Origin of the sequence: Arthrobacter sp. NPDC057009, from assembly GCF_042673905.1 — a bacterium.
Lineage (GTDB): Bacteria > Actinomycetota > Actinomycetes > Actinomycetales > Micrococcaceae > Arthrobacter.
In genome coordinates this window covers 48,650-72,151 of record NZ_JBHUSB010000020.1, presented here as the reverse complement: position 1 = coordinate 72,151, position 23,502 = coordinate 48,650, and the positions used below count along the sequence as shown (strand labels likewise).

The following is a 23,502-nucleotide window of genomic DNA, read 5'->3' as shown; positions in this document are numbered from 1 at the left end:
TAAGTCCTTGGGTCTTGAGCCGATGCTTGGGACGGGAGGGCCGGCGTCTACATTGACGTCAGGCCGCCGTCGATGGGCAGGAGCTGCCCGGTGATGTACCGGGCCCAGTCCGACGCGAGGAACACCACCGACGGGGCGATATCCTCCGGTGTACCCTGGCGTCCCAGAGGTACCTGCGTTCCGACGAGCTGATCGAGTTCTTCCGTGTCCAGGTGGCCGAGCACGGGGTCATTGAAGCCTGTTTCGATCCATCCGGGGCACACGCCGTTGACACGGATTCCGTCCTTGGCGTACTCGACGGCGAGCTGCCGGGTGAGGTTCACCAGCGCGCCCTTGGACGTGTTGTAGGCAACGAGGTCCGGCTCCCCGATCAGGCCGGAAACGGACGCCGTGATGATGATCGCGCCCGACTTCTGCTTGATCATCTGCGGAAGCACCGCCCGCACCGTGAGGAATGTGCCGCGCACGTTGACCTGGAAGGTCTTGTCCCACTCGTCGAGCGTCTGGGTCAGGGCGGTTCCCGCCATGAGCACGCCCGCGTTGGCGTGGACAACGTCCAGCCGGCCGTGGGTCCGGACAATGTCATCGACGACGGCGGCCATCGCCTTTTCGTCGGTCACGTCAGCAACTGCCGCCACACCTTTGTGGCCCGCGTCTTTGATCAGCTGCTCGGTTTCGGCGGCGCGTGCAAAGTCCATGTCCGAGGCCACCACCAGGGCGCCGGCCTCCGCCAGCGCCAGGGCGCTGGCGCGGCCGATGCCGTGGCCGGCTCCGGTCACCAGTGCCACCTGGCCGGTCAGGGTCAGAGCATTCATCTTGTTCCTCCGTGGGAGTTTTGCGTGGGGTGTGATGGGCCGGCGTGATGCGTGTCACGAGCCGGGATTTCCTCTACTGTAATGGAGGTCACATGGCCTGAGCAATAGATTTTAGTTTTAAATGTTTTTTTGCTTCAGTTGCTAGTAACCGGGGACTGCAGAGCTTAAAAGATATATTCCTAAAGTATTGCTTATATGTCGGAAGCTGTGATCTACTTCATACATCGCAAGCGAGGTGCGACTGGAGCTGTGGCCCAAGGTGCCGCTGCTGCAGGGCACGGCATCGCAACGGAACGACCTCCGGGACAAGGAAGTCCCGCTATCCAAAGGAACCAAAGGATGAGCTTCAGTTTTGGCACAAAAGCTTCCCCGATCGCGCTTTCTGGCGAGGTCGTGGTCTCCGGGCTTGGCAAGAGTTACGGCGCAGCCCGTGTGCTGTCGGATGTGGATCTGGCGATGAGCGAGGGCGAGGTGGTCTCGATCATCGGCCCGTCGGGGGCGGGCAAGAGCACGTTCCTGCGGTGCCTGAATTACCTGGAAACACCGACCGAGGGCACGATCGAAATCGGTGGAGCCCGGGTTGTGGCCGGCGGGAAGCTGCCGGACAAAGCCAGCCTTGACCACCTCAGGCGCGTCACCGGCATGGTCTTCCAAAGCTTCAACCTCTTCCCCCACCTGACCGTGATAGAGAACATCACCCTGCCCCAGCGCAAGGTCCTCGGGGCCAGCAAGGAACAGGCCGAAGAGACCGCGAACCGGCTACTCAAGCATGTCGGCCTGCCGGACAAGGCCAAGGCCTACCCGGCCCGCCTCTCGGGCGGGCAGCAGCAGCGCATCGCCATCGCCCGCGCCCTGGCACTCTCACCAAAGGTCATGCTCTTCGACGAACCCACCTCGGCCCTGGACCCGGAAATCGGCCTGGAAGTCCTCGCCGTCATGCGCGACCTCGCCGACGAGGGCATGACCATGCTCGTCGTCACCCACGAAATGCACTTCGCCCGCGACGTCTCGGACCGGATCATGGTCATGGGCAACGGCGGCGTCCTGGAGATCGGCCCGAGCGAACAGGTGATGTCGGACCCGCAGAACGAACGCACACGGCAGTTCCTCAAAGCCGTTCTGGACCGGTGAGCCGATCATGATTGCAGAACTGCTGCCAGCGATCGCCCGCGGCGTCGGACTCACCCTCTACGTCACCGGCGCCTCGCTCCTGATCGGCGGGCTCATCGGCCTGGTCCTGGTCGGCGCCGCCCGCTCCCCCATCGCCATCATCCGCGCGGCCGCGACCCTCTACATCAACATCGTGCGGGTCATCCCGCCGATCACCTGGCTGTTCCTGATCTACTTCGGCCTGCCCCAATACTCCCTGCGGCTGAGCACGATCCAGGCCGCGATCATCGGGTTCTCCATCATCGCCTCCGCGTTCATGGCCGAAATCTACCGGTCGGGTCTGCTGAGCATCCCGGACGGCCAGCGCGAGGCCGCCCACGCCCTCGGACTGTCCACCGTCACCACGGTCGGGCACATCATCACCCCGCAGGCGTTCCGCGTCGCGCTGCCCGCGATCGCCACCTACGGCATCGGGCTGCTGAAAGACTCCGCCCTGGCCTCCACCATCGGCGTCCGGGAAATCACCTACTACGCCCAGCAGGCCGCCAAACAAACCCACGAAGGCCTCCTCTCCTTCGTCGTCGCCGGGGCCCTCTACATCGTCATCAGCCTCGTCGTCGCCCTCATCTCACGCCGGGTCGACCTCACCCTGCGCCGAAAGATCGGAGTCGCGTGATGGAACTCCTCACCCAATGGCTTTCCTGGCTGCCCAACCTCACCCCCGGGCTGCTGGTCAGCCTCCAACTGACCGGCCTGTCCCTGCTCTTCGGCTTCCCCCTCGGCCTGCTCTTCGCCGTCATGGCCGCCTCCAAACTCGCGCCCCTGCAGTGGATCTCATTCCTGTTCGTCGAGATCGGACGCGGCCTGCCCGCCCTGGTGCTGCTGTACCTGCTCTACTTCAGCCTCCCCGACGCCGGCATCACCCTGACCTCCCTCACCACCGCGATCATCGCCCTGACCTGGAACACCGGCGCCTACGCCTCCGAATACTTCCGCGCCGGAATAGCCTCCGTACCCCTGGGCCAGAAAGAAGCAGCCCTCACCTCAGGGCTGCGCGGCTGGACCGGGTTCCGGCTCATCATCCTGCCCCAGGCACTAAGGATCTCCACCCCGCCCCTGGCCGGCCTCGCCGTCCTCGTCTTCCAAGGCAGCGCCCTCGCCTTCGTCATCGCCGTGCCCGAACTGATGTCCAAAGCCTTCGAAATCGGATCCATCACCTTCGAATACCTCAGCGTCTACACCCTCACCGCAGTCATCTACGGAACCCTCACCCTCGCCTTCCTCGCACTCATCCGGGTGCTGGAACAACGCCTCGGCCGCCACCTGCAACGCAACTAAGCCTCCGCTCCACTTATCCCGGGCAAACCGCCCACACCACACAACAAAGGAAAACCATGTCACGGAATCCCCGTACCCTCGTGCGCGCACTTTCCGCCGGCAGCGCCGCCGGCCTGCTCGCCATCTCCCTGTCCGCCTGCGGCGGCGGCGAGACCAGCAGCGTCGCCTCCGACTGCAAACCGGCACACAGTGACCTCAAAACCATTACCGACGGCGAGCTCACCGTCGCCAGCTACGACTACGCGCCCGCCACGATCCTGGACGGTGAAAATGTCACCGGCATGGAGGGCGACCTGATCAACGAGATCGCCAAGCTCGAATGCCTCAAAGTCACGGTGAGCACTTCAGGCGGTGCAGGAGCGGTGATCCCGTCAGTGCAGTCAAAGCGCGTTGATATCGGCTCGGGAAACTGGCTGCGCACCAAGGAACGGACCAAGATCGTCTACATGAGCACACCGCTGTGGAACGATCCGCAGGGGATCGTTTCGACGAAGGGCCTCACCAGCGATGATCTCGAGGGCCACGTGGTCGGTTCGGTCGCCGGCAACCTCTGGAACGACAGCATGCAGAAGTGGCTCGGAGACAAGTTCAAGATCTACCAGGACGACGAATCCATCTACGCCGATCTCAAGGCCGGACGCATCGACGCGCTCGTAGCATCCTCCGCATCCGCAAACTACCGGCTCAAAGACGCCCCCATCGAGGGCGCCAAGGTGGTCGACGTTAAGCCGAACCCGAAGGTCCCACAGTTCGCCGCTGTCGGCCAGGTCATGTTGCCGTCCAGCCTCGACAACGAGGCCCTGGGCAAGGCGCTGGACGAGGACATCAAGACACTCCGCGACAACGGAACCATCAAGAAGCTCCTCGAGAAGTACGGAGTGGACGCCTCCGTCGGCGAGCCCGGCGCACCCACCGAACTCTAACGGGAGTTCTCCCTCTACAGGCGGCGCCGGATGTCCTGTCCGGCGCCGCCCTGATGACGTTTTATAGGCGCCGAAGTTGCGCCCATTTTTTCGGGTTTCAAAGCAAGCAAAGGAGCATGCACATGAGCGGAACCGTAGTTGTAGGAGTCGATGGCAGCGCCACGGCCAGAAAGGCAGCGGAGGCTGCAAGAGACCTCGCCACAGCACTTGGCGCGACCCTTCATGTGGTGTCGGCCTTTGACAGCGACCGCTCGGACGTCTTCGGCACGGGCAGCAGCAAATGGCTCGTCTCGGACGCCGACAAGGCCGAACACGTCGCCAGATCCGTGGCTGACACCCTCGGCGGGGACATCAAGATCACCTACGCTGCCGCCTCCGGCCGGCCGGCCGATGCCCTGATCAGGGAAGCACTGAGCAAAGAGGCCCGCCTCATCGTGGTGGGCAACCGCCGGATGCGGGGCATTGGACGCGTCCTGGGCAGCGTGGCCAACAGCGTGGCTCACAGCGCGACCGGCGACGTCTACATCGCCAACACTTACGACGACTGATTTTTCACGAGGAGCCCAGATTGCATGACGTAGTAATTGTTGGTGGCGGTGCCGCGGGACTTGGCACCGCGTACTACCTGCGGGACTCGGGGCTGGACGTCCTCATCCTGGAGTCCGGCCATGACATCGGCGGCCGGTCACACACGGTGCAGCTCGCCGGAACGTCGGCCAATTCCGGTGCGATGTTCGTTTACAAGGGAACGAAGTCGGAGGAGCTCGTGAATGAGCTGGGGATCAGGACTGTCCCTTTCCTCCCGGAGACGTACGGCATCCACGTCAACGGCAAAACCGTGGTGGCGGCGGCCAACGAGGATGTTGTGGCTGGCCTCAACCTCACGGACTCTGAGAAAACCGAGCTGATCAAGTTCATTGATACGTCCCTCACGGAGTACCGGGACTACGTCAATGACAAGACCACAGCCGGCGAACTTAACAAGCTTTCCGGCGAGACGGTGGCCGACCGGATCGGCGACCTCCAGCCGGCTGTCCGGGACATTATTGCCACCGCAATCCGTGGCGGCGCCGTCGGCGATCCGGCCAATCTTTCAGCCAAGTACGCGCTGCGCTATTTTGCCAGCTACCTGGCGCGGGAGAAGGACAACCGCCTGTTCGCGCTGGAGGGGATGCAGGCCATCCCGCGAGCCATTCTGCAGCGCCTGCCTGGGGGCACGGTCCGCTACAACACGCAGGTAACGGACGTGACCCTGCTCGAAGAGGAGGGCGTCTACCAGGTTTCAGTGACGGACGGCGGCGGCCACCACACGCTCACTGCCAAACATGTGGTCCTGGCCGTTCCCGCCCCCGTCGTTCCCGGCGTCGTCAAGGACCTGCCCGAGTGGAAGACGACGGCGCTCAACCGCGTGGCCAGTCCCGGCAGCACTACGCTGAACATCGTCGCCGACATTGAAGGGCTCCCGGAGTTCAAGGACTGGGCCTTCATCGTGACCGTCGGGATGCCCTTCGACGCCATCATCAACCCTGTCCCCGGCGGCACAGAAGAGACCTTGAAGGCAAACATCCTCCAGTTGACCTGCTACGGAAATTCCTCGGGCTACCTTCCGGGATTTGCCGACGACGAGGGACGGCTCGCGCAGTGGATGGAGGACGTGTACACGGTGGCACCCCAGCTCCGCGGCCGGGTCCTCGGCGTGCACGCCCAGACCTGGCAGCACTGCTTCGCCCTGCTCAGTCCGGAGCGGGCAGCAGCCCTGCCTGAGCTTCAGCGTTCCATCGGGTCGCTGCACTTTGCCGGCGACTACACGTCGGAGACCGCCGGTACCCACGGGGCCTACACCGAGGCAGAACGCGTTGCCTCGCTGATCCGGGCATCCCTGAAGCCCGCGAGTTAGGCACGACGGCGGCATGGGCCCTCGTCTGGGTCCATGCCGCCTTACCCCCAACGCTCCCTCAGATCCTGCCGCCCTCACCCCAACCCTCCATCAGATCCTGCCGCCCTCACCCCAACCCTCCATCAGATCCTGCCGCCCTACCCCCAACGCTCCATCACATCCTGCCGCTTCTACCCCGACGCTCCATCAGATCCTGCCGCTTCTTCCCAAACCCTCGCGCACTTTGCAAGGGCAGCGGACACCAGCCCCCGGGCAAAGGCACGGTCAGGTCCGGAGCGATTTAAGTGCGGTGGACCAGGAGATGAGCTGATCCAGCAGAGGTTTCAACGCCTCTTCAGCGTCATCGCTCGGCGTGAAGACGGTGTAATTCTCGAATTCTGTTGCGAAGGGCAGCGCCACCTGCGCTCGGACGCCGGCCATTTGCAGTTCAGCCGTGATCAATCGGAGGTTCTCAACAGCCCGCACTCCCCCGGCGCTTCCATAGCTGACAAACCCCGCGGCCTTGTTGTTCCACTCCGCGTAAACGTAGTCCAGCGCATTCTTCAGCGCCCCCGGGACTGAATGGTTGTATTCGGCCGTCACGAAGACAAATCCGTCGAAGCGCGCAATGGCCTCGGCCCAGACCTTCGTATGCTCGTGCGAGTACTGACCCATCGACGGCGGCATGGGCTCGTCCAGCAACGGAAGGTTGTAGTCCGCCAGGTCGAGCAGCTCGAAGTCCGCGCCGCCCCTGGCAACTGCGCGGGAAAGCACCCACTCTGCAACCTGCCGGCTGCGGCGCTGCGGACGCGTACTGCCAACGACGACCGCAATCTTCATCACGATTCACCCTCCGCTCATCGAGGCTGTCCCTCAGTACAACGCAGTCGACGAGCCCGTTAGTCCTGCCGCCAGCCAACGCCTCCTCATATCCTGCCGCCTTTCCCTCGACCCTTCCTCAGATCCCGGCGCCTTTCCCTCGACCCTTCCTCAGATCCCGCCGCCGTTTCTCAATCGCCTCCCCAGCCCGGTGCGGCCAGATGAGGAAGGGTCCGGAACATGGCAACGAAAGGTGAGGAAGGGGCCGGGAAAAGGCGACGAAAAGTGAGGGAGCGTTTCGTCTTGGCCCATCCACATGCATCACGGAGAGCAACATTGTTGCAACTTCGGCAACCCAGCAAGTTTCCCTCGCGGCGCACTGTGCCCGCCCCAAGCCGACCGACCTCCCCGAAGTAACCAGAAAATACCCATTGACGGGTGAACTCGGTCACGTCTAGTCTGGTGCAACAGCGTTGCAGTGAAAGCAACCCGAGATTTCATTGGTGGACACATGAAACCCCCGACATCCCAATTTTCCGAAGCGGCCGGAGCAGCAGCGCAGCTGAGCGGCCAGGCCGGCCCCGTCAACGAAAAAGCACCCCACACCGGCGACGACGTCAGCAAGGACACCCGACGCCGGGTGGTCACCGCGAGCTTCATCGGCAACTTCGTCGAATGGTTCGACTACGCCGTCTACGGCTACCTGGCCGGCGTCATCTCCACGGTCTTCTTCCCGGAGGCAGACCGGCAGACGGCGCTCCTGGCGACCTTCGGCGTCTTCGCCATATCGTTCTTCGTCCGTCCGCTGGGCGGCTTCTTCTGGGGCCACATCGGCGACCGGCTCGGCCGGCGGAAAGCACTGTCGCTTTCCATCGTCATCATGTCCGTGGCCACGTTCTGCATTGCCCTGATCCCGGGCTACGGGACCATCGGCATCCTGGCGCCGGTCCTGCTCCTGCTGGTCCGCGTGGTCCAGGGCTTCTCCGCCTCCGGCGAGTACGCCGGCGCCTCCGCCTTCCTGGTGGAGTACGCACCGGCAGGAAGGCGCGGACTCTATGCCGCCGTCGTACCCGCAAGCACGGCCGCGGGCCTGCTCCTCGGCTCCCTCCTGGCCGCGCTGCTGACCACAACACTCAGCGAAGCCCAGCTGCACGAATGGGGATGGCGGCTGCCGTTCCTGCTGGCTGCACCCATGGGCCTGATCGGCCGCTACATCCGTACCAAGCTCGAGGACACTCCTGCGTTCCGTGCCCTCGCCGATGACAAGGAAGGAACAAAGGCACCCGCCAGGGACATGTTCCGGAACAACTGGAGGCAGCTCATCATTGCCACCGGCGCGGTGCTCCTGAACGCCGTCGGCTTCTACGTCATCCTCAGCTACATGCCCACCTACCTCAGCGAGGAACTGGGGTTCGGAGCGGGTGAGTCGTTCCTTGCCACCACGATTGCGCTGGCGAGCTACATCGGCTTCATCTTCCTGACTGGCATGGCCTCGGACCGGTTCGGCCGCAAGACCATGCTGCTCACCGCCTCCGTGCTGTTCATGCTGGTGACGGTGCCGGCGTTCATGCTCCTGGACACCGGGAACTTCCTGGTGATCGTGCTGGTCCAGATCCTCCTGGGCGGCATGCTCACCCTCAACGACGGCACGCTGCCCAGCTTCCTGGCCGAACTCTTCCCCACAAAGATCCGGTACAGCGGCTTCGCCGTCAGCTTCAACGTCTCCAACGCCCTGTTCGGCGGCACCGCCCCGTTCATGGCCACCCTCCTCATCGGCCTCACGCACAACAAGCTGGCCCCCGGCTGGTACCTCGTGGCCGCCTCACTGGTTTCCCTCATCGCAGTCCTGTTCGCCGCGGAAACTTCCAAGAAGCCCCTGCAGCAGCACTGACATCACCAACCCAAGAAAGAAAAGGAAAGAGCAGCATGACCATCACCGAGAACGAAGCCGTAAACGACGTCGCCAAGCTCGAGCGCCTGAAGGTCCTCAACAACGGCGAGAAAGTGGCCCTGACCTTCTCCGACGCCGAGTTCGAGCGCCGCCTCGCCGGCCTCCGCCGGATCATGGCCGAGAAGGATCTGGACGCCGTCGTCCTGACCAGCTACCACTCGATCAAGTACTACTCCGACTTCCTGTTCACCTACTTCGGCCGCTCGTACGCCATGGTGATCACCAAGGAGGACACGGTCACCGTCACCGCAAATATCGACGCCGGCATGCCCTGGCGCCGCAGCTACGGCGAGAACCTGGTGTACACGGACTGGCGCCGGGACAACTTCATCCACGGGATCCAAGAGGTGCTGCGCACCCGCGGCATCAACGTCCGCCGGCTCGGCGTCGAGGACGACTCCCTGCCGCTGGACAACCGCAACAAGATCCAGGCCGCGTTCGAGTCCGCCACTCTGGTGGACGTGGCGCAGGCGGCGATGCGCCAGCGCATGATCAAGTCCGGCGAGGAAATCGAGGTCATCAAGCACGGCGCCCGGATCGGCGACCTGGGCGGCGAGGCGATCCGCAACGCCATCAAAGCCGGCATCACGGAATACGAGGTGGCCCTGATCGGCACCGAGGCCATGGTGCACGAGATCGCCCGCACCTTCCCCAACTCCGAGATCCGCGACACCTGGGTCTGGTTCCAGTCTGGCATCAACACCGACGGCGCGCACAACTGGGCCACCACCCGGAAGATCCAGGAGCACGACATCCTGAGCCTGAACTGCTTCCCCATGACCTCCGGCTACTACACGGCCCTGGAGCGGACGCTGTTCTACGGCGAACCGGATGCCCGCTCGCTCGAACTGTGGAACATCAACGTCGAGGTGCACCGGCGCGGCCTGGAACTCATCAAGCCCGGCGCGGTCTGCAAGGACATCGCCGCCGAGCTCAACGAGATCTACATTTCGCACGGCCTCCTCGCCAACCGCACCTTCGGCTACGGCCACTCCTTCGGCGTCCTCAGCCACTACTACGGCCGCGAGGCCGGACTCGAACTGCGCGAGGACATCGAGACGGTCCTCGAGCCGGGCATGGTGGTCTCCATGGAGCCGATGATCACCGTCCTGGACGGCCAGCCCGGAGCCGGCGGCTACCGCGAGCACGACATCCTGGTGGTGGGCGAGGACGGCGCGGAGAACATCACCAAGTTCCCGTTCGGCCCTGAGCACAACATCATCAGCGCCTAAATCCGGGCAACCAGCAACAGGGCATGCCCTCCCCCGCCCGCCGAGAACGCAGGGCTGCAATTTAGCAGCGTTGGGTTAAGTACGACGGCGGATGGCTGGGAGGGCGTGCCCGTCACCTCATGTGCAAAGAAATATAGTGAACACTATGACTCCCCCGGTTTCCCCAGAGGCAGGCAACGGCGACGCCCGCGGCGCCTCGGTGATCGTCAACGCCATCGCCGTGCTGCGCAGCTTCACCGCCGACGAGCCCATGCTGGGCGTCACCGAGATCGCCAGCCGCGTGGGCCTGCACAAGAGCACGGTGTCCCGGATCCTGGCCACGTTCGAGCAGGAGCACCTGGTGGAACGGGACCCGGACACCCGGCGCTTCCGCCTGGGGCTTGGCCTGATCGCGGTGGCCGGACCGCTGCTCGCAGAACTCGAGGAACGCCGCGTGGCCTACCCGGTGCTGCGGGAACTGACGGAACGCACCGGCGAAACCAGCGCGCTCATGGTGTGGAACGGCAGCGAGTCCATGTGCGTGGAGCAGATCGCCAGCCGCCAGCAGGTCAAGCACACCACCCCGCTCGGCGCCCGGTACAGCGACGCACTCAGCGCCTCGGTCCAGATCTTCCTCGCCGCAGAACAGCCCGAGCGGGTGGGCGCCCTGCTCCGCAGCGGCACCATCACCCTCCCCGGCCTCGATGACCACTCCGTCGGGGCGTACCTGCAGCGGCTGGAGGAAGTCGGCGAGCGCGGCTGGGCCATCAACTACGGCGAGACGTCGATCGAGGAAGTGGGCATCGCCGCCCCCGTGTACGACCACCGCGGAAACATCGTGGCCTCCGTCCTCATCCCCGCCCCCAAGTTCCGGGTTTCCCCCGACACCCTGCAAAGCCTCGGCGAAGCCTGCGCCAGCGGGGCCCGGGAGGTCACGCAGCGCCTGGGCGGTGCGGCCCCCAGGGAACGCCGCAGCGCGTAGGCACGCCGGCGCGCCGCGATGTAACGCATCAGACCTTGGGCATGTCCGCCCCCGCCCCGATTGGGGAAACCGCAGGGGTGGGGTCGCCGCCCGGGGACGCGAGGGGCCGTACGGCGCGGGTCCCCGTCCCGGCACCGGCGAGGCCGACGGCAAGCACAGACGCCAGCGCCAGCGCCGATGCCGGCCCCAGCACGGCCCACGGTGCCCGCTCAACGTAGTTAATGCCCTCGGCCAGGACGAGGCCCCACTCCGGTGAAGGCTGCTGCGGGCCCAGGCCCAGGAACCCGAGCGCGGCGAGGGCCAGGGCAATGCCGGGCAGCCGGAGCATCGCGTGCCGGGCCAGCGGCCGGATCACTGCCGGCAGGATGTAGCGGAGCATGATGCGTCCGCGTCCCACCCCCAGGACGGGCAGGATCTGCACATAGGGTTGCGCGCGGGCTTCCTGGGCCAGGGCTGCCGTGTGGGCTGCCAGCGGCGCCCAGCTCACGGCGGCAACTGCGAGCGCGGCGCCCATCGGGGAAGGTCCGGTGACCGCGGCCACCACCAGGCCTGCCAGAATGGGCGGCGCCGCGTTGGTGACCTCCACCGGCCCGGCGGCCGCCAGCGGGAAAAGGCCAACGGCTATCCCCACCACCAGGCAGACCAGCACCACCAGCAGCGCAGTCCCCAGCGTGGCGACGGCGCCGTGCCCCACCCGGGCCAGCAGGTCCCGGCCGCTGGCGTCGGCCCCGAAAGGCAGCGACCACGCAGGTGGCGCGAACCTGGGATGGGCAGAGGTGTACGGATCCCGCAGCAGCCCGGCCGCCACAACCAGCAGCAGGGCGGCGGCTGCCGCAGCCGGCACTGCCAGCGCCCTCCGGTTCCGACGCCGGGAAGGCACCGGCAGGGGAAGCGTGCCGAAGCGGACCGCAGGGCCGAGCAAAAGGTAACGCACCGCCGTCGTCAATGATCCGACGGCGAGCGCCAGGCCCATCAGCGCGAGCATGCCGGCCTGCAGGGCGGGAATGTCCTGGGCGCTGGCGGCGCCCAGGAGGGCGCGGCCCAGGCCGGGGATGGCATAGACCTTTTCAACTGCCACGGCGCCGCCGGTCAGCCCGATCAGAACCAGCCCCACCTGCGGCAGCACCGCCGGCAGTGCGCGCCGCAGGACGGCGGCTACCAGCCGGGCAGGGCGCGCACCGGCCATCTGCCAGGTGGCAACCCAGCTTTCGCCGAAACCGGCGCGGAGTGCGTCGGAGAGCAGCAGACCCATCAGGCCGCCGGCCGGGATGCCCAGCGAGAGGGCCGGCAGCACGGCGTGCTCCGGCCCGGTCCAGCCGAAGGGCGGGAACCAGTTCAGCCAGATGCTGCCCGCCACCAGCAGCATGGCGGCCAGCAGGAACTCGGGCAGTGCAGTGAGCGCGGCAGAGACAGCACCGGAGGAAGGCCTGCGCCGCTGCCGGACACCGTCCGCCAGTGCCGGGATGCAGGTCATCAAGGCAATCAGCACGGCCACGGCGACGGCGAACCCCATCAGGGTGACCGAAACGCCCAGGGCGGCAGCAATGCCCGGCCCCACCGGAGTGTTGCTGATCCAGGACGTACCGAGGTCTCCGGTGGAGACGCCCCGGATCCAGGCCAGCAGGAGTGCCCCGGGCCCCTCTTCGAGGCCGAGCTCCGCACGGATGGCAGCCAGCGCCTCGGGCGTCGGCTCCCGGTCCGAGTAGCGGGCACGGAGAATGGTGTACTCCGCCCCGCGGCCGGAAAGCCACGGCAGCAGGCCCACCAGCGCAGTGAGTGCCAGGAGGGCGATGCCCCGTGATGCGGTGATTTTCAGGAAGGCCCCGGCAGGCATCAGTCCGAGATCCCCGTGCTGCTGGTGATCAGGGCGCGTTCACGCGGATCCCGCTCCACCCCGCGCACGCGGGCGGATTCCCCCTGGATGACGCGTTCGTGCAGCAGCGGGATGGCCGCGTCGCGGGCCAGGATGAGGCTCTCCGTGGCGGCGATCGCCTTGCGGCGCTCCGGGCCGGCGGGAATGGCGGCGGCCTTCGCGAGAGCGCGGTCCACGGCAGGGTCGCAGAACTGGGAGATGTTGAAGGAGCCGGCGCAGGAGAAATCGCTGTAGAGGTAGGCCACGGGGTCACCGGAGTCCAGCACCGTGGCCCGGGACAGGATGAACGCGTCGAAGGCGCCGGCCAGCGCGTCCGCCTCGATGTGCTGGTATTCGCGGACGTCCTGCTCCACGGTGAAGCCGGCGGCTTCCAGCTGCTGTTCCAGCTGCACGGCTACCTCGGGCAACTCCGCCCGGTCCGTGAAGGTTCCCAGCCGGATGGGTGTTCCCTTGACGGCTTTGGCGGCAACCCGCTTGGCCAGGGCGGCGGCGTAACTGCTGCTGCCGCGTTCGTCGGCCGCCCACGGGAGGGCAGGGCCCAGCAGGCCGGAAGCCCTGTCCGCGCGGCCTTCATAGACCCGGTCAACGATGGTACCGGCGTCGATCGCCTCGCGGGCGGCCGCACGGACTGCGGGATCGGCGAAGGGCCCGGAGGAGGTGTTGAGGTACAGGGTGTTGGTGCGGGGCATGGGCACCTCGTGCACCAGGGCGGGGTCAACCTGGGCCACCTGGCCGACGGGAATGGCTTCCACGATGTCCGCGCCGCCCGTCCGCAGGGCGGCTGCACGCGCGGTGCCGTCCGGGACGAACTGCACGTCGACGCCGGCGGCCCCGGCCGGTTCGCCCCAGTAGCCCTCGAAGCGGTCCAGCCGGGCTGAGGACGTGCCGTTCACTGAGACCAGGCGGAAGGGGCCGGTCCCGGCGTTGACGGGATTAACCACGCCGTCCTCCTTATAGGCTGCCGCGGACAGCACCGCCAGCTGGGGGCTGGAGAGCCTTTGGGGAAGCAGCGGGTCTGGCGTCGCCGTTTTAATGACGACGGCGGTCCCTTCAGCCTGTGCCTTCAGCTCCACGCCGTCCAGAATCCTGGGCTTTGGGCTGGCCTGCGCGGCGGCGGTGATGGAGGCTGCCGCCTCGGCGGAGGTCAGGGCAGTGCCGTCGTGGAATTTGACGCCCTGCCGGATGGAGAATTTCCACGACGTGGAGTCCAGTTGCTGCCACTCCGTGGCCAGTGCCGGCCGGGCCTCCCCCAGGTCATCCAGCACCACCAGCGTCTCGGCGGTCTTCCAGCGGGATAGCTTGAACGCGTCGTCGCTCAGCGGTGACAGACCGGACCGCGGCGGCAGGAGCATGGCAAGCCGGACCCGTCCGGAGTCATCACCCGTTCCTGCCGACTGCTCGTTGCCGGCGGGAAAGCACCCTGTCAAGGCCGCCGCCAGCAGCACGGCAGACAGTGCGGTTACCCCTGTTTTTAGTCGCGGTTTAGCCACGGTAGTACCTGTTCCTTCTGTTCATGGTGAAAGTGGCCCCCGTCCTGGGAGCCGGAGCTATGCGTAAGTGCGCAGCAGGTCCGGCGACGCCCCGAGAAGGGCCGCCGTGGCCTCATTCCGGGGATCCTTGAGAACCTGGTGTGTGGGACCGTGCTCTACGATCCGGCCCTCGTCGAGGACAGCAGTGGTGCCGCACATCCTGGCTGCAGTGGCAAGGTCGTGGGTGACCAGGAGCAGTCCCAGGCCGTCGTGCCGGACCAGGCTGTCGAGCAGGGCCAGGACGGTGTCCCGCAGTGGCAGGTCAAGTCCACTCACGGGCTCGTCGGCCAGCAGGTAGGAAGGTGAGGCAACCAGTGCGCGGGCGACGGCGACCCTCTGGTTCTGGCCCCCGGAAAGCTCGCCCGGGCGGCGGTCCAGCAGCGCTGCGGCCACCTCCACACGTTCCAGTGCCTGGGACACCAGCATCCGGTGGTTTCCCTCGACCCGCAGTTGCCGGAGCGGCTCAGTGAGCAGCTGGGCCACGGTCATCCGCGGATCCAGGCTGCCGGCAGGGTTTTGCGGAACGTACTGCACGGACCGCCGGTACCAGCGGAGGGCCCTGGCGGAGCCCGGCTGAACGGGACGGGGACCGAGGGACACCGTGCCGCTGGAGGGCTTGGTCAGCGCCAGCATGATGCGCACCAGCGTGGACTTGCCGGACCCGGAACGTCCCACCAGGGCTGTGCTGCTCCCCGGGGAGAGCCGGAGGGTTATGTCCTGAAGCGCGTGCCCGGGTGATTTTCGCAGAAAGCCCCGCGGCGGGTAGGCGAACGACAGGCCCTCCGCCGTGAGGTCGCCGGGCGTGGGACGGCCGGTCGGGGCGCGGCCGGTTGAGCCGCCGGCATTCGTTCCTCCGGTGCGGGTGGGGACGCGGAGGGCGTCGCTCACGCTGCTGCCCGTTGTGCTGCTGCCAGTCACGCTGCCGCCGCCAGCGGCAGTGAAGCCCGCCTTCCAGCCTCGACCAGGCGTCGGGCATAGGGGTGCTGCGGGTTGTCCAGCAACTCGCGCATCGGAACGTCCTCGACGATCCTGCCTGCCGACATCACTAGCGCCCTGGTGCACAGGGACGCCGCCACCGGCAGATCGTGCGTGATGAAGACAAGGCTGCGACCCTCAGTCGCCCAAGTACGGAGGGTAGCAAGAACTTTGCGCTGGGTGACTGCGTCCAGAGCGGTGGTCGGCTCATCGGCCACGAGCACGTTGCTGCCGCAGGCAAGGGCAAGCGCGATGCACACCCGCTGAAGCTGCCCGCCGGACAGTTCCCCCGTGTATCGCGGCAGGATCCGGCCGGGGTAATCGATCCCTGCACGTGCCAGCAGCCGTCCGGCCTCCGCCTGTGCTTCCCGCCGGCTAAGGCCGAACCTGCGCAACGGCATGGCCACCTGCTTGCCCACCGGAACCAGCGGGTTGAGTGCGCTGGCCGGATCCTGCCGGATCAGTGCAGCGGTGCCGGCCCCGGGCCAGGTGCCCGCCGTCGTGGAGAAGGCTACGTCACCGCTCACGGTGATTCCTTCCGGGACGGAGCCGGTGAGGGCGGAAGCTGTCAGTGACTTCCCGGAACCCGATGCACCCAGCAGCGCCACGCGCTCCCCTGCACCAACCGTGAACGTCAACGGCTGCACCAGCTCCCGGTCACCGAGGGAAAGCGCGAGGTTTCTGACCGACAGGGCTGGAGTGGGCATCGCGGGTTCATTTCTAGGAAGGCTTACGGGATCGCCTCATGCTATCAATAATCATTCGCATTAAGGAATTGATGGGCCTCTGCGGTCCTGAAAATGTCCCTTTGGGGCAGCGGGAAGCCCGAAACCATATGTCCTGGCGAAGCGCAACGGCGATGAGCCCTCCTTCCGGGGACTCATCGCCGTTGCTGCCTGTTCTTTGTGCGTAGTTCTACGCTTGGACTATTTGGTTGGGGCTACTTGCCGGCCTCCGCCGGCGCTGCAGCTTCCGCGGCAGGCTCAGCCGCCGGGGCCGGTGCGGGAGCCGGTGCAGGTGCAGGAACCGGATCCACAACCGGAGCAGGTGCCGGGGCCGGAGCAGGTGCCGGTGCGGGAGCCGGAACCGGATCCACAACCGGAGCAGGTGCCGGGGCCGGAGCAGGTGCCGGTGCGGGAGCCGGAACCGGATCCACAACCGGAGCGGGCGCCGGAGCCGGAGCAGGTGCGGGAGCTGGCGCAGGCGCAGGTGCCGGCTCGACAACCGGGGCCGGAGCCGGATCAACAACCGGAGCGGGCGCGGGCGCTGGTGCCGGTGCCGGTGCTGGAGCCGGCTCGACAACCGGGGCCGGGGCCGGGGCGACAACCGGTGCCGGAGCAGGTGCAGGTGCCGGTGCCGGAGCAGGTTTGGGCGCAGTGACCGTCGGAGCCGGAGCCGGCTTTGTCACCTTGGGCGCGGGCGCCTTCGGAGCGGGAGCCGGCTTTGCGGGTTTAGGCGCGGTCACCTTAGGAGCGGGAGCCGGCTTTGCGGGCTTGGGCGCGGCAACCTTCGCTGCAGGCAGCGGGGTCAGCCAATCTGAAGGCGTGGCTGCGGAAACGGACGCGGCGGGCTGCCAATAGATCGCCGCGGCAACAGCGCTGGCCGCCGTTTCATGCCCTTCGTCCGACGCATTGTTGTGAGCACTCACGCCGACCGGAATAGCCCAGTTCGGCGTCCCCGAAGCGGTGCCGTTGCGGTAGTCGGTCATCTTCACGCCGGCAACCGGCCCGGAGGAACGGTGGCGCAGCAGGGTCCAGTTGTCGGGGTCCGCGTGTTTGCCGTTCAGAATGGTTTCGAAGTGGAGGTGGCATCCGGTTGATGCGCCGGTGGTCCCGACCTTGGCGATGAGTTGCCCCACCTGGACGGTCTGGCCCTTCTTCACACCGATGCCTTCAAGGTGGTTGTAGGTGGTGATCAGGCCGTTGCCGTGGTCGATTTCCACCCGGTTGCCGCCGCCCCAGGGATGCCATCCCACTGTCCGCACCACGCCGGCATCCGCTGCATAGACGTTGGTGCCGCAGGCTGCAGCAAAATCCTGGCCCCAGTGGAACTCACCCGCCGAGCCGGTGATGGGACTTGTCCGGAGGCCAAAGTGCGAGGTGGGGACCAGGACAGCTAACGGCGCCATCAGGGTTCCGGCCGCCGGGCGGCGCACCTTGGTTGAGAGCACGTCGAGTTGCTGGTTCACCGACTGTGCCACGGTGAAGACAGGAGTTTGGCTGTAGGACAGGAACGCGTTTCCGGAGGCCGTGACGGAGCCGGCGCCCGAAACGGAGGGGCCCGAAACGGAGCCCGAGGCAACGGCGCCGGATCCGAGTGCCCCGTTGACGGAGACGGCGGCAGCCACCTCCGCAGGCAGCTGCCCGGACGAAAGAACGGGGCCAGTGCCCGGGAATCCAACGGCGTAGACCGCCAGGAACGCTGTGCCCGCACCGACCCGGACGGCACGGCTCAGGACGCCACGGCTCAGGACGGCAGGACGCGAGTCCTGCGGGGTGCGCCGGTCGACGGCTGGCGTGGTCCGGTCAGCGGCAGGTTCTAGATGCTTTGCCAATTGGTTCTCCCCAGTGAAGGCCACCCGATGCTGTCGGAATGGTGGTGGATGGCGGCTGCTCGTTCCATGGGAGCACGCCGCGCAGGCCGGCGAAACAGATATCGCCGCCTATGTGGATAAGCTCGGAAAATCTTGACCGATCCCGTAGGTGAACTGCGTAAATCATCGCAGGACGTTGAGCTTCCCGTTGTGCCGGTCGCACGTCAGGGCCCGTCCGCGCCCCAAAGAAAAAACCCGTAGTCGCCGGCACCCCACGGGAGTATCCTGTACTCCGCCCGGCCCGTGACGCCCGGCCAGCCCCGTTCACACAAGAGCAAAACGTGGCGCCCCCTCCCGGCAGCGAAAAGCACAAAAGAACCGACAAAAACCAGCACAGGCAAGTGTCAATGAAGACCGCTTAGGAGGGCACCATGACTTCATCGAACACCGCCCCCATCCCCCAGCCGCCGGCAAAACCGCTGGTCGGCAACCTGCCCGATATCGACTCCAGCAAGGGGATCCTTGGCCTGGTCGAGGTGGCGGAACAGTACGGTCCCATCGTCCGCATCCAGGTTTTCAACCGGAGCATGATCGCCGTCTCCTCCCAGGAGCTCGTCAACGAAATCTGCGACGAAACCCGCTTCGGCAAGGTGCTCGGCATCTCGCTGCGGCAGGTGCGGGACTTCATCGGCGACGGCCTGTTCACCGCCGAGACCGAGGAACCCAACTGGCAAAAGGCGCACCGGATCCTCATGCCCGCCTTCGGACCGAAGGCGCTGACGCAGATGTTCGCCGGGATGGACGACATCCTGGAGCAGCTGCTGCTCAAGTGGGAGCGGCTGGGCCCGACGGCGAGGATCGACTTTTCGGACAACGCCACCCGGCTGACCCTGGACACCATTGCGCTGTGCTCGTTCAGCTACCGGTTCAACAGCCTCTACCGCGACGAGATGCACCCCTTCATCGGGGCCATGGTCCGCGCCCTGAGTGAGTCCCGGGACAGGTCCACCCGGCTGCCCGTGCAGAACAAGCTCATGATCCGCAAGCGGCACCAGCTGGAGGAGGACAACGCGCTGATGCTCGAGGTGGCCGAGCAGCTCATCGGCGACCGGCGCCGCAACCCCAGCCCGGAAGGCAGCGAGGACATCCTGGACACCATGCTCAACGCGGCGGATCCGGTGACCGGCGAGCGCCTGCCGGAGAGTAACGTCCGCAACCAGATGGTCACCTTCCTGGTGGCCGGGCATGAGACCACCAGCGGCCTGCTCACCTTCACGATGTACGAACTGCTGCGCCATCCCGAGGTCATGCGGAAGGCCCGTGACCTGGTCGACGAGGTGCTGGGCACGGAAGCCGCCCGGTTCGAGCACCTGCCCAGGCTGGGGTATCTGGACCAGATCCTCAAGGAGTCGCTCCGGCTGTGGCCCACGGCCCCGGCGTTCAACGTGGCGGCCTACGAGGACACGGTCATCGGCGGCAAGTACGAGGTGGCGAAGGGCCAGCCGCTCATGGTCCTGATCCCGAAGCTGCACCGGGACAAGGCGGCGTGGGGCGAGGACGCCGAACTCTTCAACCCGGACCGCTTCTCCCCCGAGCGGGTCGAGTCCATCCCGGCCAACGCGTGGAAGCCGTTCGGCAACGGCCAGCGGTCGTGCATAGGCCGCGGGTTTGCCCTGCAGGAGGCCATGCTGTTCCTGGCCAAGGCCCTGCAGCGCTTCGACATCACGGCCGCGGACCCGAACTATGAACTGAACATCAAGCACACCCTGACCATGAAGCCCGAAGGGCTTTACGTACACGTCCGACGCCGGGACGTCCGGATTGACGCAGCGGCAAGTGCCGCCGTCGGGCAGTCAGGCAGAGGGGTGGGAGAAAAGGAACAGGAAAGGACGGCGGAGGTGCCGAAGGCCGCCGCCAACGGCGTCCCGGTGCGGGTGCTGTACGGGTCGAACGCGGGCACGTCCCGTGACTTTGCGCAGCGGATAGCGAACGACGCCGGGCGGCGGGGCTACAGCCCCACCATCGCCCCGCTGGATGAGGCGGCCGGCGGGCTGCCCACGGTGGGGCTGGTCGCCGTCGTCGCTTCCTCCTACGAGGGGATGCCTCCGGACAACGCCAAGCGCTTCATGACGTGGACTGAAAGCCTGCCGCCGGGCAGCCTCGCCGGGGTGCGGTACACGGTGTTCGGCAACGGCAACCGGGACTGGGCGCGGACGTACCAGGAGGTGCCCAAGGCGATCGACGCGCGGCTCGAGGCGGCCGGCGCCGAGCGGGTCTACGAACGCGGCGAGGCCAACGCCCGGGGTGATTTCTTCGGCGACTTCGAGGAGTGGTACGCCGGGTTCTGGCCTGCGGTGGACGGCGCCCTCGGGCAGAAGACCAGCGCACCCGCCGGCGAACCGCAGCTGGAGGTCCAGTTCGTGGGCAACGTCCGGGACGCGCTGCTGCGGCAGGGTGATCTGGCGCTGGGCACCGTCGTCGTCAACCGGGAGCTGGTGGACCTGACCAAGCCCGACGCCCGGTCCAAGCGGCACGTGGAGATCGCGCTGCCGGAGGGCATGGGCTACCGGGCCGGCGACTACCTGGCCGTGCTGCCGCTGAACCCTGCGGACCTGGTGCAGCGGGCCCTCACCCGCCTCAACCTGGACTACGACTCCCACGTGGTGCTGTCCATGGAGCACGGGGACACGTTCCTGCCCACCGGCACGCCCGTGGCCGTAGGCGAGCTGCTGAGCAGCTACGTGGAACTCGCGGTGCCGGCCACCCGGCCGCAGCTGGAGCAGCTGGCCGAGGTGGCAACGGACATGGAGGAGCGCATGCAGCTCAATGCACTGGCGCAGGACCGGCAGCGGCATGCGGCCGAGATCGTGGACAAGAGGGTTTCGCTGCTGGATTTGCTGGAGATGTACCCGTCGTGCCAGCTGCCGCTCACGACGTTCCTGCAGCTGCTCACCCAGCTGACCCCGCGGAGGTACTCGATCTCGTCGTCCCCGCTCTGGAGCCCTGACCACGCGACCCTGACGTTCGCCGTCGTGCAGGCCCCGGCGTGGTCCGGGCGCGGCACCTTCGAGGGGGCGGCGTCCACGTACCTGGCCCAGGCGCGGCCGGGATCGCGGGTGGCGGTGACGGTGCGGCCGTCGAACGCGGCCTTCCATCCGCCGGAGTCCCTGGCGATGCCGGTGATCATGGTGTGCGCCGGGACCGGGCTGGCGCCGTTCCGCGGGTTCGTGCAGGACCGGGCGCTGCGGGCGCAGGCCGAGGACATCAGGCCGGCGAAATCCCTGCTGTTCTTCGGCTGCCGGGCGCCGGACACGGACTTCCTCTACCGGACGGAGCTCGAGTCCTGGGCGGAGCAGGCCAACCTGGACCTGCGGCCGGTCTTCTCCAAGGCGCCGAGTGACGGGCAGAAGTACGTCCAGCACCGGCTCTGGGCGGACCGGGCGGACGTGAAGGAGCTGGTCCGGCAGGGTGCCACGGTGTACGTCTGCGGCGACGGGAAGAACATGGCGCCGGAGGTCCGCGACACCTGCGAGCGCATCTACCAGGAGGCCACCGGCGCCTCGGAAGCTGACGCCGATGCCTGGATGGACGAGGTGGAGCGCACGCACGGCAGGTACGTGGCGGACATCTTCACGTAGGTTCCCGGCAGGACACCGGGAGGCGGATGTACAGTTGTGCTGGCAGGCAGATCGCGCACCATCGACCACCAAGAAAATCCGAGGTACGAGTGTGAACGAGTACGAGGCTTCACTGATCATCGCGGCCGGTGCGGAGCTGCTGAAGGTAGCCTCGGCAGATCCCCGCTCGGAGGAAGGCTATGAAGCCGTCAAGGCCAACATCTCGGAGGCCTTGGAGCGCATAGCGGAAGCGCTCACCAACTTTGAGGCCGGTTCGGGAACACGCAACCGTTCCACCGGTTGGGCCCAGGATCTTCACCGGGTCGCGGACGACATAGTTCAAAGGCAGTAGGGTCGCTGTAGCGGATCAGTGGCCGGCGATGCCGGCTGGGTTGAACGCCCATTCCCTCCGGGAGAGCCCTGCCGAGTCACGGGAGTGCTGTTTCTCCGACACGGCCGTGCTGGAGTCCGCTGGGAAATCCGAACGTGGCGGGGACGGGGTCCTCGCCTCCGCAGCGCGGGTCCCCGGCGGGTTCTTCCGTGAAGCCTGTGGGATCGGGGATGTTTGTGGAGCAGACGCCGGTTTCGGGGAGTTCGAGTTCGACGGCGTCCGCGGCTGCAGTGTCCCCGGCCAGGGAGGCGGCGATGGAGCGCACCTGCTCATAGCCGGTGGCCATGAGGAAGGTGGGCGCCCGGCCATAGGATTTCATGCCGGCCAGGTAGAAGTCCTTCTCCGGCTGGGCCAAGATCCTCGCACCGTGCGCCGGGACGGTGCCGCAGCTGTGGAAGTCCGGGTCGATCAGCGGCCCCAGCTCCTTGGGCGCATCGACGGCGGGATCAAGGTCCAGCCGCAGCTCCGAGAGGATGGTCAGGTCGGGTCGGAACCCGGTGGCGGCGATGATCCGCTCAGCCTCGACGCTGCGGCCATCGACGGCGTGGACGGTCACCACACCGTTGCTGGATTCGAGGCGGCTGGTCTGGAAGCTGGTCAGGAGCCGTACTGCTCCGGTGTCGACGGCGGTGCGCAGCCGGGCGCCGAGCTGCCCGCGGGCGGGCAGCTGGTCGGCGTCACCGCCGCCGTAGGCACGCGCCGGCGTTACGGCGCGAATGGCCCAAAGAACCTCGGTTCCGGGGTGAGTCCGAGCCAGGCGGGCCAGGTCAAGGACTATGTTCGCGGCCGAATGCCCGGATCCGATGACCAGGGTGCGGCGGCCGGCGAAGCCGTCCTTAGTGACGTCGGGTAGCGGTCCGGTGATCAGGCCGACGGTCCGGGCTTCGGCCTCCCCCGGGGCGGGCAGCCCGGAGGTACCGAGGGGCGCCGGGGTGGCCCAGGTTCCGGAGGCGTCGATGACGGCCCGGGCCAGAACTTCCATGACGTCGCCGTTGCTGTGCTGTATCCGGAGGAGGAACGGAGTTTCGTCGCGGCCCAGGCTGCGGCCCTTGTCCATGCCATGCCGGGTGACGGCAACAACCCGGGCCCCGGTGCGGATCCGGTCTTGGAGTTCGGGTGTGGCGGCCAGGGGTTCAAGGTAGTCGGCGACGATCTGGGCTGCGTAGGGCAGCGCGGTTGGCCGGGGCGCCTGCCACCCGGCGCGTTCGAGCAGCCGGACGGCGGCGGCGTCGAGGTTGTACTGCCAGGTGGAGAACAGCCGCACGTGGCCCCATTCGCGCATGGCGGCACCGACCGCCCCTCCGGCTTCGAGGACCAGCGGTTCCAGCCCGCGCTCCAGCAGGTGCGCGGCCGCAGCCAAGCCAACAGGTCCGGCGCCGATCACGGCGACGGGCAGGGAATCCAGTGCAGTCATGCTGTCCACTTTCGTGTGTGGGAGTGGTGGTTGGTTCAGGGGCTGGGGCCCAACTAGCTCGCAGTTGTTGTCGTTTTGAGGGCCCAAAAACAAAAAAAAAGCGACAGAATTGTGCAGGGTAAAGCGCGGGCAGGGAGCCCCCCAG

At 66.8% G+C, this 23,502-nt stretch carries 19 protein-coding genes; 11 read left to right on the top strand and 8 right to left on the bottom strand.

The window, feature by feature from the left end; translation table 11 throughout:
- Positions 1-47: 47 nt before the first annotated feature.
- Positions 48-815 carry an SDR family NAD(P)-dependent oxidoreductase gene (locus ACFTR6_RS18255; RefSeq protein WP_083706336.1) on the bottom strand — a complete coding sequence of 256 codons (768 nt, stop codon included), beginning with the start codon at positions 813-815 and terminating at the stop codon, positions 48-50.
- Between the two features lie 339 nt (positions 816-1,154).
- Here ACFTR6_RS18255 and ACFTR6_RS18250 point away from each other — a divergent pair, with 339 nt between their 5' ends.
- From ACFTR6_RS18250 to ACFTR6_RS18225, 6 genes are all read left to right on the top strand, one after another.
- Entirely contained in the window at positions 1,155-1,946 is a 792-nt protein-coding gene (locus ACFTR6_RS18250) for an amino acid ABC transporter ATP-binding protein (protein WP_377958912.1), read from the top strand.
- 7 nt (positions 1,947-1,953) lie between these two features.
- Complete coding sequence (locus ACFTR6_RS18245; RefSeq protein ID WP_377958911.1) at positions 1,954-2,601, top strand: amino acid ABC transporter permease; 648 nt, start codon at positions 1,954-1,956, stop codon at positions 2,599-2,601.
- On the top strand, positions 2,601-3,263 hold the full coding sequence (locus ACFTR6_RS18240; protein ID WP_377958910.1) for an amino acid ABC transporter permease: 663 nt from the start codon (positions 2,601-2,603) through the stop codon (positions 3,261-3,263). Before ACFTR6_RS18245 ends, ACFTR6_RS18240 begins: the two co-directional genes overlap by 1 nt.
- 56 nt (positions 3,264-3,319) lie before the next feature.
- On the top strand, positions 3,320-4,186 hold the full coding sequence (locus ACFTR6_RS18235) for a substrate-binding periplasmic protein (protein WP_377958909.1): 867 nt from the start codon (positions 3,320-3,322) through the stop codon (positions 4,184-4,186).
- 122 nt (positions 4,187-4,308) lie between these two features.
- Entirely contained in the window at positions 4,309-4,734 is a 426-nt protein-coding gene (locus tag ACFTR6_RS18230; RefSeq protein ID WP_377958908.1) for a universal stress protein, read from the top strand.
- A gap of 20 nt (positions 4,735-4,754) precedes the next feature.
- Positions 4,755-6,083, top strand: coding sequence for a flavin monoamine oxidase family protein (locus tag ACFTR6_RS18225; RefSeq protein ID WP_377958907.1), 1,329 nt, complete (start codon positions 4,755-4,757; stop codon positions 6,081-6,083).
- A gap of 264 nt (positions 6,084-6,347) precedes the next feature.
- Here ACFTR6_RS18225 and ACFTR6_RS18220 read toward each other — a convergent pair whose 3' ends face one another.
- Entirely contained in the window at positions 6,348-6,902 is a 555-nt protein-coding gene (locus ACFTR6_RS18220) for an NADPH-dependent FMN reductase (protein ID WP_377958919.1), read from the bottom strand.
- Between the two features lie 490 nt (positions 6,903-7,392).
- Here ACFTR6_RS18220 and ACFTR6_RS18215 point away from each other — a divergent pair, with 490 nt between their 5' ends.
- The 3 genes from ACFTR6_RS18215 to ACFTR6_RS18205 all read left to right on the top strand — a co-directional run bounded on the left by ACFTR6_RS18215 (position 7,393) and on the right by ACFTR6_RS18205 (position 11,025).
- Positions 7,393-8,772, top strand: coding sequence for an MFS transporter (locus ACFTR6_RS18215; protein ID WP_076800904.1), 1,380 nt, complete (start codon positions 7,393-7,395; stop codon positions 8,770-8,772).
- A gap of 35 nt (positions 8,773-8,807) precedes the next feature.
- Positions 8,808-10,064, top strand: a complete 1,257-nt coding sequence (locus ACFTR6_RS18210) for an aminopeptidase P family protein (RefSeq protein WP_377958906.1) — start codon at positions 8,808-8,810, stop codon at positions 10,062-10,064.
- A gap of 145 nt (positions 10,065-10,209) precedes the next feature.
- Positions 10,210-11,025 (top strand): IclR family transcriptional regulator, encoded by an 816-nt coding sequence (locus tag ACFTR6_RS18205; RefSeq protein ID WP_377958905.1) that lies wholly within the window; start codon positions 10,210-10,212, stop codon positions 11,023-11,025.
- Positions 11,026-11,053: 28 nt separating this feature from the next.
- Here the strand turns inward: ACFTR6_RS18205 and ACFTR6_RS18200 are convergent, their stop codons facing one another.
- The 5 genes from ACFTR6_RS18200 to ACFTR6_RS18180 form a co-directional block, all read right to left on the bottom strand.
- Positions 11,054-12,859 (bottom strand): ABC transporter permease subunit, encoded by a 1,806-nt coding sequence (locus tag ACFTR6_RS18200; RefSeq protein ID WP_377958904.1) that lies wholly within the window; start codon positions 12,857-12,859, stop codon positions 11,054-11,056.
- On the bottom strand, positions 12,859-14,388 hold the full coding sequence (locus ACFTR6_RS18195) for an ABC transporter substrate-binding protein (RefSeq protein ID WP_377958903.1): 1,530 nt from the start codon (positions 14,386-14,388) through the stop codon (positions 12,859-12,861). Before ACFTR6_RS18195 ends, ACFTR6_RS18200 begins: the two co-directional genes overlap by 1 nt.
- Positions 14,389-14,445: 57 nt before the next feature.
- Entirely contained in the window at positions 14,446-15,345 is a 900-nt protein-coding gene (locus tag ACFTR6_RS18190) for an ABC transporter ATP-binding protein (protein ID WP_377958902.1), read from the bottom strand.
- A complete protein-coding gene (locus ACFTR6_RS18185; RefSeq protein WP_377958901.1) occupies positions 15,342-16,109 on the bottom strand; it encodes an ATP-binding cassette domain-containing protein in 768 nt (255 codons plus the stop codon). The genes ACFTR6_RS18190 and ACFTR6_RS18185 overlap by 4 nt, the downstream gene beginning before the upstream one ends.
- A gap of 233 nt (positions 16,110-16,342) precedes the next feature.
- Positions 16,343-17,956: a M23 family metallopeptidase gene (locus ACFTR6_RS18180; RefSeq protein WP_377958900.1), complete on the bottom strand. Its 1,614-nt coding sequence runs from the start codon at positions 17,954-17,956 to the stop codon at positions 16,343-16,345.
- 410 nt (positions 17,957-18,366) lie between these two features.
- Here ACFTR6_RS18180 and ACFTR6_RS18175 point away from each other — a divergent pair, with 410 nt between their 5' ends.
- Together ACFTR6_RS18175 and ACFTR6_RS18170 are read left to right on the top strand one after the other, a co-directional pair.
- Entirely contained in the window at positions 18,367-21,573 is a 3,207-nt protein-coding gene (locus ACFTR6_RS18175; protein WP_377958899.1) for a bifunctional cytochrome P450/NADPH--P450 reductase, read from the top strand.
- Between the two features lie 91 nt (positions 21,574-21,664).
- Complete coding sequence (locus ACFTR6_RS18170; RefSeq protein WP_236782973.1) at positions 21,665-21,904, top strand: hypothetical protein; 240 nt, start codon at positions 21,665-21,667, stop codon at positions 21,902-21,904.
- Between the two features lie 76 nt (positions 21,905-21,980).
- Here the strand turns inward: ACFTR6_RS18170 and ACFTR6_RS18165 are convergent, their stop codons facing one another.
- Positions 21,981-23,357, bottom strand: a complete 1,377-nt coding sequence (locus ACFTR6_RS18165) for an NAD(P)-binding domain-containing protein (protein WP_377958898.1) — start codon at positions 23,355-23,357, stop codon at positions 21,981-21,983.
- Positions 23,358-23,502: the final 145 nt, after the last annotated feature.